General features: G+C 50.7%; 1 protein-coding gene and 1 pseudogene. Both read right to left on the bottom strand.

Features of this window, described 5'->3' with window-relative positions:
- Positions 1-241 precede the first annotated feature (241 nt).
- Complete coding sequence (locus tag Q0277_RS00290) at positions 242-907, bottom strand: uracil-DNA glycosylase family protein (RefSeq protein ID WP_297994320.1); 666 nt, start codon at positions 905-907, stop codon at positions 242-244.
- A 7-nt stretch (positions 908-914) separates the two neighbouring features.
- Positions 915-1,242: pseudogene (locus Q0277_RS00285) on the bottom strand (peptide chain release factor N(5)-glutamine methyltransferase); the annotation flags it as partial.

Below are 1,242 nucleotides of genomic sequence, written 5' to 3'. Positions count from 1 at the left end.
CAATGGCGTTAAATTTTACCCTACTCCGCCGCTTTATGAAATTTTTATCGCTCTTAAATTTAAACCCGCGCAGATCGAGTCTGTGTTTTACTCCGCTAAAATCCCGCTAGTCCGTGAAATTTAAGTCGATCAAACTCGCCCGCGATCTCATCCGCGTAGGCGCAATCCACAAACTAGGCGCCCACGCAAAAAGCCGCACACAAAATCAAAATAGCATGCAGAACAAGCGCCAAAATGCGCCTCACAGCAGCTCTTTTATCTTTTGCAGATCCTCTTTGAAAAGTTCCGCCTTGCTCGGATTTTGCGCGATGAATGCGGGATCGAAGCTCGGCACGAAGCTGATGCCGCCCTCGTTAAAGACCGAGCCGTGCAGCACGTCCATGCCCGCCAAATCGCCGTTTCGCAGCACGATTTTGCAGCAGAGCTCGCCCAGGCAAAGCACGACTTTGGGCTTTAAAATTTTGATCTCGTCGGTCAGATAGGGCGCGCATTTTAAAATTATTTCCGAGTTTATGCGCCTATTTTGCGGCACTGTGCACCTTATCAGAAAGCTAAAATAGATCTGCTCGGGCGCGCAAATTTGATCTAGCGCCGCTTCAATCTCGGCCTCCAAGCTGCCGCCAAAACCATCGCTAGAGCTAGGCACAAGAGCTACGATCATAAGTTTTACGTCCGCGGGAGTTTTAGAATTTTTAAAATTTTTGATAGTTTTGAAATTTTTAAAATTTTGCTCGCTAGAGCTCGTGCGCGTTTTAGCAAGCTCGCAGAGATTGCACTCGGAGGTAGCGGATTTTAGCGCGTCCAGCGCCTTAAAAAATCGCTCGCCGCCGCTTAAAATTTCGGCGCCTACGTAGCGGTAGCCGAACGCTTTGTAATAAAGCAGTCTGCGTAGTTGCGAGCTTTGCACGGCGCGCCTACGATCTGTTTAAATTTCGCGCGACGAATCCGCGATCAAACTGCGCCAAATCCTCGTAAAATTCCGCGCTAAAGCCCTGCTCGCGCAAAAACGCCGCCAAGCTCTGCTTTTGATCGTAGCCCATCTCGCAGGCTAGAAATTTTGCGCGCCGTGCGGCGATCAGCACGATGCGTTTTAAAATTTCGTCCCCCCTCTCGCCGCCAAACAGCGCCTGTTTCGGCTCTTGCAGCACGCGCGCGTCCAATGCGTAGGAGTTTGCGATGTAGGGCGGATTTGAGACGATGAGATCAAACTCGCCCGCGATCTCATCCGCATAGGCGCAGTGT

The organism is uncultured Campylobacter sp., assembly GCF_938030815.1.
Lineage (GTDB): Bacteria > Campylobacterota > Campylobacteria > Campylobacterales > Campylobacteraceae > Campylobacter_B.
The sequence above is the reverse complement of the archived record's forward strand: the minus strand, read 5'-3'. Positions and strand labels throughout refer to the sequence as shown.